16 protein-coding genes are annotated in these 14,475 nt (G+C 54.4%); 2 read left to right on the top strand and 14 right to left on the bottom strand.

All coding sequences use genetic code 11. The features are described from left to right. Positions 1 to 41 precede the first annotated feature (41 nt). From IYV58_RS23415 to IYV58_RS23390, 6 genes are all read right to left on the bottom strand, one after another. Positions 42 to 1,028, bottom strand: a complete 987-nt coding sequence (locus IYV58_RS23415; protein WP_004125181.1) for a TRAP transporter substrate-binding protein — start codon at positions 1,026 to 1,028, stop codon at positions 42 to 44. 304 nt (positions 1,029 to 1,332) lie between these two features. Then, entirely contained in the window at positions 1,333 to 2,469 is a 1,137-nt protein-coding gene (gene hemW / locus IYV58_RS23410; RefSeq protein WP_195729291.1) for a radical SAM family heme chaperone HemW, read from the bottom strand. Beyond that, positions 2,462 to 3,055 carry an XTP/dITP diphosphatase gene (locus IYV58_RS23405; protein WP_049113279.1) on the bottom strand — a complete coding sequence of 198 codons (594 nt, stop codon included), beginning with the start codon at positions 3,053 to 3,055 and terminating at the stop codon, positions 2,462 to 2,464. The genes hemW and IYV58_RS23405 overlap by 8 nt, the downstream gene beginning before the upstream one ends. Positions 3,056 to 3,067: 12 nt before the next feature. Further along, positions 3,068 to 3,358 carry a DUF167 family protein YggU gene (gene yggU, locus IYV58_RS23400; RefSeq protein ID WP_112166741.1) on the bottom strand — a complete coding sequence of 97 codons (291 nt, stop codon included), beginning with the start codon at positions 3,356 to 3,358 and terminating at the stop codon, positions 3,068 to 3,070. Then, positions 3,355 to 3,921, bottom strand: coding sequence for a YggT family protein (locus IYV58_RS23395; RefSeq protein ID WP_004105714.1), 567 nt, complete (start codon positions 3,919 to 3,921; stop codon positions 3,355 to 3,357). The genes yggU and IYV58_RS23395 overlap by 4 nt, the downstream gene beginning before the upstream one ends. An 8-nt stretch (positions 3,922 to 3,929) precedes the next feature. Beyond that, complete coding sequence (locus tag IYV58_RS23390) at positions 3,930 to 4,643, bottom strand: YggS family pyridoxal phosphate-dependent enzyme (RefSeq protein ID WP_139529325.1); 714 nt, start codon at positions 4,641 to 4,643, stop codon at positions 3,930 to 3,932. A 16-nt stretch (positions 4,644 to 4,659) separates the two neighbouring features. Here IYV58_RS23390 and IYV58_RS23385 point away from each other — a divergent pair, with 16 nt between their 5' ends. After that, the gene (locus IYV58_RS23385) at positions 4,660 to 5,640 is read left to right on the top strand and encodes a type IV pilus twitching motility protein PilT (protein WP_004125170.1); all 981 of its coding nucleotides are present in this window, start codon (positions 4,660 to 4,662) and stop codon (positions 5,638 to 5,640) included. A 348-nt stretch (positions 5,641 to 5,988) separates the two neighbouring features. Then, entirely contained in the window at positions 5,989 to 6,642 is a 654-nt protein-coding gene (locus IYV58_RS23380; protein ID WP_123828819.1) for a LuxR C-terminal-related transcriptional regulator, read from the top strand. Between the two features lie 55 nt (positions 6,643 to 6,697). Here the strand turns inward: IYV58_RS23380 and ruvX are convergent, their stop codons facing one another. The 8 genes from ruvX to metK all read right to left on the bottom strand — a co-directional run bounded on the left by ruvX (position 6,698) and on the right by metK (position 13,951). Then, complete coding sequence (ruvX, locus tag IYV58_RS23375; protein ID WP_004125157.1) at positions 6,698 to 7,114, bottom strand: Holliday junction resolvase RuvX; 417 nt, start codon at positions 7,112 to 7,114, stop codon at positions 6,698 to 6,700. After that, positions 7,114 to 7,677, bottom strand: a complete 564-nt coding sequence (locus IYV58_RS23370) for a YqgE/AlgH family protein (RefSeq protein ID WP_004125153.1) — start codon at positions 7,675 to 7,677, stop codon at positions 7,114 to 7,116. Before IYV58_RS23370 ends, ruvX begins: the two co-directional genes overlap by 1 nt. Positions 7,678 to 7,852: 175 nt before the next feature. After that, entirely contained in the window at positions 7,853 to 8,800 is a 948-nt protein-coding gene (gene gshB / locus IYV58_RS23365) for a glutathione synthase (RefSeq protein WP_049113275.1), read from the bottom strand. A 20-nt stretch (positions 8,801 to 8,820) separates the two neighbouring features. Further along, positions 8,821 to 9,552 carry a 16S rRNA (uracil(1498)-N(3))-methyltransferase gene (gene rsmE, locus IYV58_RS23360; RefSeq protein ID WP_004125147.1) on the bottom strand — a complete coding sequence of 244 codons (732 nt, stop codon included), beginning with the start codon at positions 9,550 to 9,552 and terminating at the stop codon, positions 8,821 to 8,823. A gap of 90 nt (positions 9,553 to 9,642) precedes the next feature. After that, positions 9,643 to 10,350: a deoxyribonuclease I gene (endA, locus tag IYV58_RS23355; RefSeq protein WP_195729290.1), complete on the bottom strand. Its 708-nt coding sequence runs from the start codon at positions 10,348 to 10,350 to the stop codon at positions 9,643 to 9,645. A gap of 94 nt (positions 10,351 to 10,444) precedes the next feature. After that, positions 10,445 to 10,945, bottom strand: a complete 501-nt coding sequence (locus IYV58_RS23350) for a SprT family zinc-dependent metalloprotease (RefSeq protein ID WP_087828544.1) — start codon at positions 10,943 to 10,945, stop codon at positions 10,445 to 10,447. Positions 10,946 to 11,020: 75 nt separating this feature from the next. Beyond that, entirely contained in the window at positions 11,021 to 12,415 is a 1,395-nt protein-coding gene (locus IYV58_RS23345; protein ID WP_004125138.1) for a sugar porter family MFS transporter, read from the bottom strand. A 381-nt stretch (positions 12,416 to 12,796) separates the two neighbouring features. Continuing rightward, positions 12,797 to 13,951 (bottom strand): methionine adenosyltransferase, encoded by a 1,155-nt coding sequence (metK, locus tag IYV58_RS23340; protein WP_004125136.1) that lies wholly within the window; start codon positions 13,949 to 13,951, stop codon positions 12,797 to 12,799. Positions 13,952 to 14,475 lie beyond the last annotated feature (524 nt).

The following is a 14,475-nucleotide window of genomic DNA, read 5'->3' as shown; positions in this document are numbered from 1 at the left end:
TTTTCCCGATGAAAGCGGGCCAGCGGCTGGCCCGCTAAGTGTTATTCGGCGGCAGCTTCAAATTTGTCCAGCAGGGCGGCCTGCTTCGGATCTTTTTTGAAGTCATCAAACAGCGGCTGCACGGCGGCGCGGAACGGTGCTTTATCCACTTTGATGATTTCGCCGCCCATGGCTTTGGCCTGCGCGCGGGTGTCGGCGTCGATCTTGTCCCACAGTTTTTGCTGATACGCTTCGGAAGCTTTTGCCGCCTTGATCAGGATTTGCTGCTGATCCGGCGTCAGTTTGTCCCAGGTTTTACTGGAGATAACGAGGAAATCCGGGATGGAGGCATGTTCATCTTCAGAGAACACTTTCGCGATTTCGATATGGCGCGTTTGCACCCAGGAAGGCACATTGTTCTCCGCGCCGTCCACCACGCCCTGCTGCATGGCGGTATAAACTTCACCAAAGGAAATGGGCGTTGGCGAACCGCCCATTAATTCGACCATTTTTAAGGTTGTCGGGCTGGCCTGGACGCGGATTTTCAATCCTTTTAAATCTTCCGGTTTAGTGATGGGCTTTTTGGCGTAAAAACTGCGGGTCCCGGCAACATAAGCGGAAAGCGCAAAGAATCCTTTATCTTTCGTAGACTCCATTATTTCCTTACCCACCTCACCGAAGACGACTTTATTGAAGTGATTCTGGTCTTTAAACAGGAACGGTAAATTATATATCGCGTAGACGTTATCGAAGGACTCCAGATCGCTGGCGGAACCTTTGGTCATATCCAGCGCGCCATTTTGTAATAACTCCAGCGTTTCACGCGCGCTGCCCATTTGGCTACTGGGATAAATACGGATCTTTATAGCCCCGTTGGAAAGTTGGTTAACCTCTTTGGACATCTCCTCAAAGGCCTGATGAACAACATGGCTGCGTTCAAGGTTATGTGCCAGTTTTAATGTGACTTTTTCAGCCGCGCTTGCGCCTGAGGAGAGCAGGGCAAGCAAAGATACACACACCAGAGAACGAGAAAAAGAGAATTTTTTCATGAGTCGGCTCCATGCACTTGGGGTAATTGGTCAATATCTTAAGGGGTAATCTTTGTTTCTGTATGACATATTATCCTTGTTGTCGTACATCTTTAAGCTATCTGTCTCACACTTTTTCTCAATAAGTCGATCAAAAAGATATTTTTGTGCGGTTGGTTATATTTATTTTCAATAAATGAATGTGAATTTATTTTCACTGGAAATGTTGAATTGAGATGCTTCGGGAATAGTGATATTGATGTTTCGTAAAAAACGAATAATTAATTATCCCGCTATTTTTATAACGGGATAAGTGGAGAGGAGATTATTCGCTGAGGAAAAGTTCGAGAAGGGAATTCAAAAATAGCTTACCGTGCTCGGTAATTTGCCAGTAGCGCTCATCTTCCATCAGGTAGCCTTCGGCGATGGCGGCATCGATTTGCGGACGGATCGTACGCTCATCAAGGCCGGTGTAGCGGCTGAATTCATCGCGCGGGGCGGCTTCCAGCAGGCGGAAACGGTTCATAAAGAACTCAAACGGTTTATCCGCATCTTCCACATCGTGCTGGCGCTCCAGATAGCGGCCTTCCATGTAGCCGCGTGGATGCCGGGTTTTCGCCGTCCGCAATATGCGCCCATCCGGGAACGTCACTTTGCTGTGCGCGCCGCAGCCAATCCCCAGGTAGTCGCCAAAGCGCCAGTAGTTCAGGTTATGCTGGCACTGATAGCCCGGCTTAGCGTAGGCGGAGGTTTCATATTGCTGATAGCCCGCCGAACTGAGCAGGCTATGCCCCTGTTCATAAATGTCCCACAGCGCGTCGTCGTCCGGCAGGGTTGGCGGACGCGAGCCAAACAGGGTGTTTGGCTCAATGGTCAGCTGATACCAGGAGAGGTGCGGCGGATTGAGCGCGATTGCCTGGCGCAGGTCATCCAGCGCCTCTTCCAGAGACTGATCCGGCAGACCGTGCATTAAATCGAGGTTAAAGCTGCGCAGTCCCAGACCGCTTGCCAGATTTGCCGCGCGCCGGGCTTCCTGTGGCCCATGGATACGTCCGAGCCGCTGCAGCTTCTGTTCGCTAAAGCTCTGTACGCCGATGGAGATGCGATTAATACCTGCGCGCTGATACTCGACAAAGCGATCCGCTTCCACGGTGCCGGGGTTGGCTTCCATGGTGATTTCCGCGTTGGATGCCAGCGGAAGAGATTCGCGCACGCCGTCGAGCAGGGTTTGCATCGCCGTGCCTGAGAGCAGGCTCGGCGTACCGCCGCCGATGAAAATAGTCCCGATTTCACGTCCCTGCGCATAGTGGGCGTCGGCCCGCAGATCGTTCAGCAGATGCTGAACGTAGTCGTCGTGCGGTACCTCGCCCTTTAACGCATGCGAGTTAAAATCGCAGTACGGGCATTTTTGCACGCACCACGGGATGTGAATATAGAGGCTCAGGGGCGGCAAATTAGCCATTACGTAAGGCTTCCAGTAACAGTTTTAGCGCGCGTCCGCGGTGGGAAATGGCGCTCTTTTCTTCACGGCTCAGCTCCGCTGCGGTTTTACCTTCCGTCGGAACAAAGAATATTGGGTCGTAACCAAAGCCGCCGTTGCCTGCGGCTTCACGAGCGATGATGCCCGGCCAGCTGCCGTGGCAAACCAGCGGCGTTGGATCTTCCGCATGACGCAGATAGACCAGCACGCAGTGGAATTGCGCCTGGCGCTTATCGTCCGGCACGTCGCGCAGCGCGTCGAGCAGCTTTTCCAGATTGCGCTGGTCGGTCGCATCTTCACCGGAATAGCGGGCGGAGTAGATGCCGGGCGCCCCGCCTAATGCATCGACGGCCAGACCTGAGTCATCGGCGATGGCCGGGAGCCCGGTCACCTGCGCGGCATGGCGCGCCTTCAGAATGGCGTTTTCGATAAACGTCAGGCCGGTTTCCTCTGCGGAATCCACGCCCAGCTCGGTTTGCGCCACGATATCGAGGCCAAAATCTGCCAGCAGCGAGGCCAGCTCGCGCACTTTTCCGGGGTTGCCGGTAGCGAGAACAACTTTTTGCATATGAGATCCTGTTTATTCTGTCAGCGCGGCGATCCCGTCCGGGATCTGCTGCGGATGAATGATTTTTATCTGTTTGTGGCGGCCCAGTTCGCCTTTCTCAATAAGCACCTGGCTTTTCGCTACGCGAAACTGTTTGGCGAGGAATTTTACCAGATGGGCGTTGGCCTGGCCGTCAACGGGAGGTGCGGTAATGGCGACTTTGAGCTCGTCGCCATGTAAACCAACGATGCTGTCGCGGCTGGCCTTGGGCTGAATATACAGCCGTAAGACCAACCCGTCAGCGCAGGCTTCGACGGCACTCATAGCGCCATCCACAGCCCCGGAAGCAGAACGTTGCCGGTAGCTTGCAACAGTTCGGCGATACCCATATTGATTACGTACAGCAGCAGAACCAGCACCATCGGCGAGAAATCAATGCCGCCCATTGAGGGCAGCAGCCTGCGGATCGGGCGCAGCAGCGGGTCTGCCAGCTGCATCAGAACATATTCCACCGGGCTGCGGCCCTGGCTTACCCAGCTCATGATCGCCATTAACAGAAGAACCCAGAAGATCAGCGAGCCGACAGTTTTGATAAGGATCAGCAGCGCGGAGATCCAGATAATCGGCTGGAAGGTGACGACCATAAAAAGGACGATAGCTTTCACGACGCAGAGAATAAATGCGACCAGCAGGGAGGCGCTGTCGAGCGGCCCCATCGCCGGGATAATACGGCGCAGCGGCCCAACGACAGGCTGCGTAGCCTTGACCACGAACTGCGAAAACGGGTTATAAAAGTCGCAGCGCGCCCACTGCATCCAGACGCGTAACAACACGACCATTGTGTAAAGCTCAATGACCGTTGAGAGCAGGAAAGTCAACGTCTTCATGGCGTTCCTCAGATTCCTTGTTTTTTGCTGTAGTCGCGCGCGCCGAAAATTGCGGTTCCGATGCGCACCATAGTGCTTCCCGCCGCGATGGCGGCTTCCATATCATCCGACATTCCCAGCGACAGCGTATCGACGGTAGGGTAGTGCGTTTTTAGCCGCGCAAATGCTACCGCCATTTGTTGGGCGACGGCAAACTGCCTTACATATTCTGACTCTGGCGCGGGAATGGCCATTAAACCGCGTAGCTGCAGATTAGGGAGTTTAGCGATTTCTGCCGCCAGCGCGTCCAGCTCTTCAGGCGGAATACCCGACTTGCTCTGCTCATCGCTAATGTTGATTTGAATTAGCACGTTGAGCGGCGGCAGTTGAGCCGGGCGCTGTTCACTCAGGCGGACGGCGATTTTGAGACGATCTACGGTATGGCACCAGTCAAAATGCTCGGCCACCAGACGGCTCTTATTGGACTGCAGCGGACCAATAAAGTGCCACTGTAGACCGGTTGCGCCCGTTCCCTGAAAGTAGCGGATTTTATCCACGCCTTCCTGGACATAGTTTTCGCCAAACGCGAGCTGGCCGGCAGCCATCGCTTCTTCGATAGCGCTCGCAGGTTTCGTTTTACTGACTGCAAGCAACGTAACTTCTTCTGGAGCACGGCCGCAGCGTGCGGCAGCGGCTGAGATTTTGTCCCGGACCTGTGCCAGGTTATGCGCAATATCGTTCATATACCGAGGATGAGTTATGGAACTGGAAGAAATAGTGGCCCTTAGTGTAAAGCATAACGTCTCCGATCTACACCTGTGCAATGCTTCAGCGCCGCGCTGGCGTCGCCAGGGCAAGCTGGAGCCCGCGCCGTTTACCTCCCCTGATATTGGCAAAATACTCACTGATTGGCTCAACGCCGAGCAGCTCGACCAGTGGAAGGCCTGCGGACAGGTTGATTTCGCGCTGACTCCGGCGGGTGGGCCGCGTCTGCGCGCCAGCGCATTTGTGCACAATCGCGGTCTGTCGCTGGCGCTGCGTCTGCTGGCGGAAACCTGCCCTCAGCTGGCGGATCTCGGTGTGCCGGCCGCCTTAACGGAGCTGCTCAATGAGGAGAGCGGACTTATCCTGGTCACGGGGGCTACCGGTAGCGGGAAATCAACCACCCTGGCGGCGATGGTGGGCTATCTTAACCAGCGCCTCAGCGGTCATATCCTGACGCTGGAAGATCCGGTTGAATTTATTCACCGCAGCGAGCGCTGTCTGATTCAGCAGCGGGAAATCGGCCGCCACTGCCCCTCATTTGCCGCTGCCCTGCGCGCCGCGCTGCGTCAGGACCCGGATGTCATTCTGTTAGGAGAACTACGTGACAGCGAAACGATCCGCCTGGCATTAACGGCAGCGGAGACCGGACATCTGGTGATGGCGACGCTACATACGCGCGGCGCGGCGCAGGCGGTTGAGAGGCTGGTGGACGTCTTTCCGGCGCAGGAGAAAGAGCAGGTACGCAGTCAGCTGGCGGGAAGTTTGTGCGCGGTGCTGGCACAAAAACTGTTTCCAGATGCTGCTGGCGGCAGAGTTGCGTTATACGAGCTTTTGGTTAATACCCCGGCGGTGGCTAATTTGATCCGAGAGGGGAAAACGCATCAGCTGCCCGGCGTAATGCAAACCGGGCAGCAATCGGGCATGCAAACATTTACGCAAAGCTTTCAGCAACGTACGGCCGCCGGGCTTTTGTAGCTGCGCTTTTTATATTCAGAGATCCTACCAATAGCTTGTTATAATAATGTTTTATTAATGTTTGCTACCCTTATTTGATATTACAAATAAACACCTAAGATTAAGCCGAATAATGTATTCCATGAAAAACGAATTGACATAAACCTCTCATAACCAGGAAAAAAGTTTGATAATCTTTTGACTCTCTTAAGGCATTCGATTTATGCTGTTTACAGGGATAGGAAAATTCCCATGGAATATTGTTTCAATGTGTAAAAGTGGTTTGTTTTTATAAATACACAGACGATCGTATTCTTGTTAATTCATTTAACCGCTATGAAGGCGGAAATCAACTAAGGAGAGTTTTAAGTGATTAATTTATCTGAGGATTTGGCTTTTTCTCACCAGGTTACTTTTATTACTCACCCCTCCATTCAAAGCAAAGCATTTGCGACCTGGCTGGCCGAAAGGTTATCCGCATCGGTCATTCTGCAAAATATTAACAAACCCCTCGCGCAACGCCTTTTGAAAAATTCTGTAATATTATTTGATATTGCGGTTTCAAATAAAAAGTTGAATAGCGTATGGCGTGATATTATTCGCATGCAGGGAGATAACCCCCGTTTATTGATTATCAATAGCGCACAAAAGTATGAGCTCTACGAAATGGCGCAGTGGCCAGCGCTGTACGGCGTTTTCCGTCATGACGATGATGAATCGCGCTTAATTGAGGGCGTTAGGGCTGTGCTGAACGGCGAACAGACGGCTGAATTGAGCGTGATGCACCCGGCGATGTATGCTGCGGATCATGTATCGGCGCCTGCGGAAAATTCACCGTTGACCGAGCGTGAATGTGAAATTCTGAATGAACTTCGCTGCGGGGCGACAAATCTGGATATTGCCCGCGCGCTATTTATCAGTGAAAACACGGTGCGTACCCATCTGTATAACGTGTTCCGTAAGCTAAGCGTGAAGAACCGGACTCAGGCGGTAAGCTGGGCGAATGAACATCTGCGCCACTAAACATGAAATCCGGATGATGGCGCCTGCCGCTGGTATGGGGCGCCATCATTCAGCTTCAGTAACTCTGCTCGAAGTAGCTTTCCAGAATAATGACGGCAGAAGCGGAATCCACGCTGCCTTTTTTTAGCGCCCGGAATCCACCCTGTTCGAATAGCCCGGCTCTGGCTTCAACCGTGCTCAGACGTTCATCATGCAGGATTATCTGCACGCCGAAGCGGCCATGGATTTTATTCGCGAAGTTGCGCGCACGGGCGGTCAGGGGTTGTTCCGTACCGTCCATATTCAGCGGCAGGCCGACAATCACGGCTTCGGGCTGCCACTCTTTCAGCAGTTTCTCAATAACGTTCCAGTCAGGCTTACCGTCCTGCGCTTTCAACGCGGGGAGGGGGCGGGCGGTGCCGGTGATGCGCTGCCCTACGGCGACGCCAATGCTTTTGGTGCCAAAATCGAAGCCTAAAAACGTTCCGCTCATTACGCGTGCCCCGCTTCGGCTGGCATGGTCACGATATCAATGCCAATCAGCTTCGCAGCCTCACGCCAGCGGTCGGCTATCGGCGTGCTAAACAAAATATTCCGATCGGCCGGCGCGGTGAGCCAGGCGTTATCCAGTATCTCCTGCTCCAGCTGGCCTTTCTCCCAGGAAGCATAGCCCAGCGCAACCAGCACGTTCTCCGGCTGTTTATCCGTACCCAGCGTTTCGAGCACGTCGCGGGAGGTAGTGATCACCGTGTTATCGGAAATACGGATGCTGGAGGAGAAATCGGAAGGCGGCGAATGCAGTATAAAACCCCGATCCTCGGCCAGCGGACCGCCAACCATCACCGGTTTATCCAGGCGGATCTCGGGATTACGCGGCTCAGGCGTGATTTTTAATTTCTCCAGGATCCCTTCAACCTGCAGATTTTCCATCGGCTTATTGATGATGATGCCCATGGCACCGTCATCGTTATACTCGCAGATATAGACTACGGAGCGACGGAACATCGGGTCCTGGAGAGCAGGCATGGCAATTAGAAAGTGATGCTGTAAATTCATTGTCAGAGGTTCTGTTCCTGGTTCAAAAAAGCAGCACCCAGTATGCGGGTAAAGCAAGGGAGTGTCGATTCACTTTATCTTTCAGGTTTCAGGGGCTTGCCTGCCTGAGCCTGAAAGCGAATCGCCTGCGCTGGCTCCAGGCTACAGGCGCGGGCCTGCAGCCGGAATAAGCGCTTTATTTATTGAGGCGCTTCTCGATGGCGTCCATCAGCATCCCGGTAATGGAAATCGGGAAGGCGGCTTCGATTTCACGGACGCAGGTGGGGCTGGTGACGTTAATTTCCGTCAGACGATCGCCGATGATGTCCAGACCGACGAAGATTAAGCCTTTGGCCTTCAGCGTGGGGCCAACGCGGCGGGCGATGGCCCAGTCGCTTTCGGTCAGCGGGCGCGCTTCGCCACGACCGCCGGCAGCAAGGTTACCGCGGGTTTCGCCGCCCTGCGGGATACGGGCCAGGCAGTAAGGAACCGGCTCGCCGTCAACCACTAGCACGCGCTTATCGCCATCTTTAATGGCTGGCAGATAGTTCTGCGCCATGCAGTAGCGGTTGCCCAGCTCGGTCAGCGTCTCGGTGATGACGCCGAGGTTAGGGTCACCCTCTTTTACGCGGAAAATAGAGGTGCCACCCATACCGTCCAGCGGTTTGAGAATGATATCGCCGTGTTTTTCCCAGAAGGCTTTCAACTGCGCTTTATTACGGGTGACCAGCGTTTCCGGGGTCAGCTCGGAGAACCAGGCGGTAAACAGCTTTTCGTTACAGTCGCGCAGGCTCTGCGGTTTGTTGACGATAAGCGTGCCTTGCTCTTCGGCGCGTTCGAGGATGTAGGTCGCGTAGATAAACTCGGTATCGAACGGCGGATCTTTACGCATCAGAATGACGTCAAGCTCCGCGAGAGGCAAATCCTGCTCGCCGTTGAACGCGTACCAGTTGTCGTAGTTCTGCTCGACGCTTAGCTTGCGCGTACGGGCGCGGGCTTCGCCGTTGATTAAGTACAGATCGTTCATCTCCATATAATGGAGTTCATAGCCGCGACGCTGCGCTTCCAGCAACATGGCGAAGCTGGTGTCTTTCTTGATGTTGATGGTTGCGATGGGGTCCATCACGATGCCGAGCTTAATCATTGTTCTTCTCCGTTAACGCTTCAACCTAAGTCGCCAAAACGCACCTGCAGGGCGGTAATGGCAGTGAGCGCAGTTGTCTCTGTACGCAGAACGCGCGGTCCCAACAGGATATCAGTAAACTGGTAGCGAGCAGTCATCGCTATCTCTTCTGCCGAAAGCCCGCCTTCCGGGCCAATCAGCAGCCGGATACGTTCGACCGGCAGCGGCAGCGTATTAATGCTGGCGCTGGCGCGAGGGTGCAAATTAAGCTTCAGGCCCTCGTCCTGCTCCGCACACCAGGCTTCAAGCTGCATGGCCGGGCGGATTTCCGGCACCACGTTGCGGCCGCTTTGCTCGCAGGCGGCAATGGCGATTTTCTGCCACTGCTGGATCTTTTTCTGCAAACGTTCGGCGTCCAGTTTAACGCCACAGCGCTCGGAAAACAGTGGCGTTATGAGGCTTACACCAAGTTCGATCGATTTCTGGATGGTGAATTCCATTTTTTCGCCGCGGGACATCACCTGGCCCAAATGGATATGCAGAGGGGATTCACGGTTATCAACTTTGCTGCTCTGTACTTCAACCAGAACATTTTTCTTACCGGCCTCGACAATAACCGCCTCGAAGACCTGATTGCTGCCGTCAAAAAGCTCTATAGCCTGGCCTTTACCCATCCGTAAAACGCGACCGACATGGTTGGCCGCGTCGTCGGAAAGAGCTATCTGGCTACCCGTGGTAATGCGTTCCGGGTGATGGATGCGAGGAATGCGCATGCTTGATGTTCCGTTCTTAGCGCAGATGTCTCTTCCCCCAGTAAAGGGGGAGGAGTAAAGCTGCAAATTAACAATTGCCGCTAGTGTAGGTTAGCTCTTTTGCGCCTGGCAAGCCTGCAGGACATAAGGATTATGGTTGCCCTGAACTTTGGCAATACGCGCGTCGCGTTCGCACTCCCAGGTTGTGACCGGGTACATCTTATCCCAGGCGGTAAACAGCTGGGTTTGCTGGCGGGAAAGATTGAGCTGGTAGCGGTCGCGCATATAGAAGTAGGTACGGGCGATGGCGCCACGTGCGCGCGCCGGCGGCTCGGCAACTTTATCTTTAAAATCAACCTTCATTGCGCACTGACCGTACTGGCCTTCGCCGCCGTTCCACTGGCTGTACATAAAGTTGGCGCGATCGCCGTTGACCTCGCCGACCGCCGGCTGCAGGTTATGCATGTCGCTTTCCATCTTGCGGTATTCCGGATCTTTAGCGCAGTTTTTGCGCCCGCCGTCCTGCCAGCACTGACGCTGATGGCCAAACTGCCATGCGGGAACCACATGCTCCCACTCGACCCGGCTGGCGCGATTTTCATTTTTACGCACTTTATAGCCACAAGACTCCAGGTCGATAACCCCCTTTTTTCCCTGCCAGTTGATCTTACAGCCGCAGTAAAAATCGCCGGGGGCATCGGCATTGACCTTGACCCCAGCGGTCTTGGCCTGAGAAAAACTGTTGATTCCTTCCGCTGCAAGCGGAGCGCATACCGCCGCGCTGAGAAATGCGACAGTAAAAATATGAATACGGGACATCGTTAACTCCGTGTCAAAACGAGCCCGCAACGTAACGAATGTGATTGCCAGACGCAATCAGTCAGATCAGAAAATTTCCAATTATTTCCGGAGATTACTTTTCCGCCACCAGAACATCTCCACAGCGCACGCAGCGATAGGTGGCCTCTCCGCGCATCACGCGATTGTGGCGGCGGACGGTAAGCTGGTGCTGCTGGCACTGGCAGCGGTAGGGGAAGGTATTTTTACGGACTGAATCGAGTTCGAAACGATGGGTGCGCAGAGCCGGAACGCCCAGCACGCTTTCCATCATCCATTTCCACTCTTTGCCGTGTGGCGCCACGCGGCCAAAGTGCTTCCACACCAGCAAGTGGGCCAGCTCGTGCGGCACGACTTCATCAATAAACGCCTGCTGGTTTTCCAGCAGCAGCACCGGGTTAAGGCGGATTTCATTTTTCTCCAGCCAGGCGGTACCGGCGGAGGTTCCCCGCTGCTGATAAACCAGCACCGGTTCAGGGTAAAGTCGTCCCAGCTTGAGGTTCGCTTTGGCCAGATTCTCCCGCAGGCTGCGCATAACGGCCTGTTGAAGGGCAATGGGAATTCGGGGTGTTTTCATAGCGCCAGAGGATAGTGCGGCGGGGTGAGGAGAGCAAGAAGAAGCTTCCTCCCGGGAGGGAGGAAGCGTATCAGGCTAGTCGCGCGCGCCGATTTCGCGCAGCTTGCGGCCTTTCATCAGGTTACGTTCGATATGCTCCAGCGAAACGTTTTTGGTTTCCGGGATCAGCCACAGGGTCAGGAAGATGAACAGGATGTTCAGGCCGCCATAGACCCAGAAGGTGTTGGCGCTGCCCAGCGAGTTCAGCATGGTCAGGAACGTCGCGCCGACGATCATGTTGGCAATCCAGTTGGTGGCCGTCGAACAGGTAATACCGAAATCACGCCCTTTCAGCGGCTGGATTTCGGAACACAGCACCCAAATCAGCGGGCCGGCGCTCATGGCAAAGCCAACGATAAACATCAGCAGCATCAGAACGGCAAAGTACTGCGCCGTGGCGGAGTGGATGCCGATATGCATCATGCTGCCCAGAATGCCCATGCCGAGCGCCATGACGATAAAGCCAAGGATCAGCGTCGGCTTACGGCCCCAGCGGTCGACAAGCCCGATGGCGATAAAGGTCGCCAGCACGTTGGTCAAACCGACGATGACGGTGCCCCACATCTGTTCGGTGGTATTGGCATAGCCCGCCAGTTCAAAAATCTTCGGCGCGTAGTACATGATGACGTTCATACCGGTGAACTGTTGCATCACCTGCAGCAGAACGCCGAGGAATACCGCGCGGCGGAAGTTGCTGTTTTCTTTGAACAGCGACCAGCCGGACTGTTTTACCTTCAGGCTTTCGCGGATCTCATCCAGCTCGCGTTTCGCTTCAGCGCTGGTGTCGCGCAGGCGCAGCAGAACCCGTTCGGCATCGACAAAGCGGCGCTTAGCGGCAAACCAGCGCGGGCTGTCCGGCAGGAAAACCACGCCAATCAGCAGCAGCACCGCCGGGATAATAATCACCCCGAGCATCCAGCGCCAGGCGCCGCTGTAGCTGAATGCCGTATCGGAAAGATAGGCGCCGAGAATACCAATAGTAATCATCAGCTGGTACATCGAAATCATGCTGCCGCGGATTTTTTCCGGGGCGATTTCAGACAGATACAGCGGGGCGGTGTAGGAGGCGACGCCCACGGCCAGGCCGAGCAGCACGCGGGAGATCAGCAGCACTTCCACGTTCGGCGCGGCGGCGGAGAATAGCGAGCCGGCAACGAACAGGATGGCGCCAATCATCAGGCTTTTTTTACGCCCGAGTTTGAAGGAGAGCCAGCCGCTGCCCACTGCGCCGACGGCGGCGCCGAACATCATGGAGCTGACCACCCATTCCTGAGTGTGGGCGCTTATCTGGAACTCGTTGGCAATAAAGGGTAAGGCACCCGCAATAACACCGATATCAAGGCCGAACAGCAGGCCAGCCAGTGCGGCGAGGAAGCAGACAAAGAACGTCATCGTCTTGTTCGAACGCCCTTGTTTTTTGTTGTCAGGCATAACGCCCTCCGGTTGAGTTATTGATCCTGTCGATGCGTAGGGTAGGTAAATACGTCGTAAAAAAATGTGATAGTAATCACGACTGTGTAATCGGTTACACTAGAGTAAAGAAACGTAATTGTTATAAACGTATTTAAATCAGTATATTAATTGAGTTTAGTCTAAGAAATTAAAAGCGCTAATCAGACTTTGCTGAAATATTGTGTAACAAAGTGAAGGGTTATTACATTTTGCACGTATTAGGGGAGTATATTTGGGCTGTATATGATGTAATCGCTTCCATTTTTGACGAGCGGAAGGCAGGATTCGGCGTCAGCGGAGGGAAGCTAAAGTAAAAAGGCCAGCGCGGGGCTGGCCTTGAAAGCGGGGGGAGTGCGGAGATTATTTCAGACCGGACGCTTCGCGCAGCTGGGCTGCTTTGTCGGTTTTTTCCCATGGGAAATGTTCGCGACCGAAGTGACCGTATGCCGCCGTCTCTTTGTAGATCGGGTGCAGCAGATCCAGCATCTGAATCAGGCCGTACGGACGGAGGTCAAAGAACTCACGCACCAGCAGGGTCAACTGCTCAGAAGGCACTTTTTCGGTACCAAAGGTTTCAACCATGATTGACGTCGGCTCCGCCACGCCGATGGCGTAGGAAACCTGAATTTCACAACGATCGGCCAGGCCAGCGGCAACGATGTTTTTCGCTACATAGCGCGCCGCGTAGGCCGCAGAACGGTCCACTTTAGATGGATCTTTACCGGAGAACGCGCCGCCGCCGTGACGAGCCATGCCGCCGTAGGTGTCAACGATGATTTTACGCCCGGTCAGGCCGCAGTCGCCCATTGGTCCGCCGATAACAAAACGGCCGGTTGGGTTGATAAAGAATTTTGTGGCGCTGTTCAGCCACTCGGTCGGCAGAACCGGTTTGATGATCTCTTCCATCACCGCTTCCTGCAGCGATTTCTGGTCGATATCTTCCGCGTGCTGGGTCGACAGGACTACCGCGTCAATGCCGACGATTTTACCGTCGTCGTACTGGAAGGTGACCTGGCTTTTCGCATCCGGGCGCAGCCACGGCAGAGTGCCGTTTTTGCGCACTTCAGCCTGACGCTGCACCAGACGGTGCGCATAGGTGATCGGCGCCGGCATCAGCACGTCGGTTTCGTTGGTGGCATAGCCAAACATCAGGCCCTGGTCGCCCGCGCCCTGTTCCAACGGATCGGCGCGGTCAACGCCCTGGTTGATGTCCGGAGACTGTTTACCGATAGCACTCAGGACCGCGCAGGAGTTGGCGTCAAAACCCATGTCGGAATGCACGTAGCCAATTTCACGGACCGTGTTACGGGTGATCTCTTCAATATCAACCCATGCGCTGGTGGTGATCTCGCCACCGACCAGAACCATGCCGGTTTTGACATAGGTTTCACAAGCTACGCGCGCCTTCGGATCCTGTTCGAGGATCGCATCCAGCACGGCGTCGGAGATTTGGTCAGCAATTTTGTCGGGATGCCCTTCTGATACGGACTCTGACGTAAAGAGGTGTTTTGCCATGTTTTATTTCACCTGTGGACGATTCGGGTAGCTCATACTGTTGTGTAGAATGGCTTTGACGGATGACTCTACCAAAGCTTGCAGGTAGCGACACGAGCAGTCTGAGTGTTAATCAGTATAGATGGATTAACTTCTGGACGGCTATTTTAGGGCAGTTCTTGACCCCATTTCCAGCCTTTTTTGATATTCGTCGCATTTATAGAAAAAGGGCGGTGGCAATTTTTCCTGACAATCCCCGGCAACGCGCATATTTTTATTTTGCTTTTTACCCCGCTTCTCGGTATAAAACGCCGCGCGCGGCTCATTAAAACAGCGCACGAGCATTTACCTCGTGACGCCACTTCCAGCCGGGTTAAGCAGTCTGTATTGACAGAGTCCCGCAGCGGCGTTTTCGCTGACTGTCTGGAACGTATAGCTTTGGCTTGTCGCTGGCCCGTCTCGGGGCAGTGTGGAGGTGATACCAGATAATGAACCCACGTTTTTCGCCTGATTCGTCGCGTCGTTCCGTCGCGCGTCACTATCCC

This window comes from Klebsiella sp. BDA134-6 (genome assembly GCF_015601345.1).
Classification (GTDB): Bacteria; Pseudomonadota; Gammaproteobacteria; order Enterobacterales; family Enterobacteriaceae; genus Klebsiella; species Klebsiella grimontii.
The sequence above is the reverse complement of the archived record's forward strand: the minus strand, read 5'-3'. Positions and strand labels throughout refer to the sequence as shown.